Consider the following 561-nt stretch of genomic DNA (forward strand, 5'->3'; position numbering starts at 1 on the left):
TTTTTTAGAACGGTGCTGATGGATTTCGTTTCTCACGTTAGATGATCTATGGCCTCAAACAATTCGATGGCTATGAGACGCATCTGAAGCTAATTAAAAGAGCAATACTACTTCCTTGGCTTCGAGATGATGATATAATTTCTAACGTCACCATGGGAATTCAGGAGGATTCAAGTTGAGCATGAAAAACGTTTTTCTTTACGTCATTGGAGCGGTTGTGTTTGGCTATGTGCTATTCACGTTCATCGATGCTTCGGCAAACGATCAAAGTACCATAAAAGGAAGAGTGATCGAAATGATCAGTTTCGATGAAACTGGTGGCTACTCGGCAAAGGGACTACAAACTCTCAGAGTTAAGGTGCTGACTGGGACCTATGCAGGAGAAGAAGTTGTGATCGAGAATCACTTCACAGATAATCCGGCGATGGATATCCGAGTTGAAAAGGGCGATACTGTGGTGCTGTATATGGATGAGAGGGATGAGGTGACCTTTCACATTATCGACTTTGTTAGGCAAAGATACGTCTTCGCTATCGTTCTGGTTTTCATTTGTCTGCTTCT

The 561-nt window shown here is 42.4% G+C and carries 1 pseudogene; it reads left to right on the forward strand.

The features are described 5' to 3' along the window. Window positions 1-181: 181 nt before the first annotated feature. Window positions 182-561 (forward strand): annotated as a pseudogene (locus BG32_RS01450) (YibE/F family protein); the annotation flags it as partial.

The sequence above is a fragment of the Mesotoga sp. HF07.pep.5.2.highcov genome (genome assembly GCF_003666285.1).
Taxonomy (GTDB): domain Bacteria; phylum Thermotogota; class Thermotogae; order Petrotogales; family Kosmotogaceae; genus Mesotoga; species Mesotoga prima.